The organism is Oleiphilus sp. HI0086 (assembly GCF_001635225.1).
The window spans coordinates 1-281 of record NZ_LWFZ01000521.1 but is presented as its reverse complement, the minus strand read 5'-3'; the positions used below and the strand labels follow the sequence as shown (position 1 = coordinate 281).

The following is a 281-nucleotide window of genomic DNA, read 5'->3' as shown; positions in this document are numbered from 1 at the left end:
GATAACGGTACCAGCTATGTTCATTATCTAAGGGGGTAATGAAGAGGTTTGCTCTATAAAGGTGGTCAAGTATCTTCGCAGAACCCTGGATATTAAGCATCGAGTCGCAAAGCTGCGCGTTTAAGCGGAGTAAACATGAAGACCTCAATAAGAAGTCTGAAACATTTTGCGGCTGTTGAGAGAGAATTTCACTCACAATATATTCGCTCAGATGCCTATCATCTGAAAGAAGCCTATCTACAGATATGAGCGACTGGTCAGCCTTGGGAGTGGAGACGGCG

Annotated in this window: 1 protein-coding gene; it reads right to left on the bottom strand. The window is 44.5% G+C overall.

All coding sequences use genetic code 11. From position 1 onward, the window contains the following. On the bottom strand, positions 1–196 hold a 196-nt coding region (locus A3756_RS28640; RefSeq protein WP_231875496.1), incomplete at its 3' end, for a hypothetical protein. Positions 197–281 lie beyond the last annotated feature (85 nt).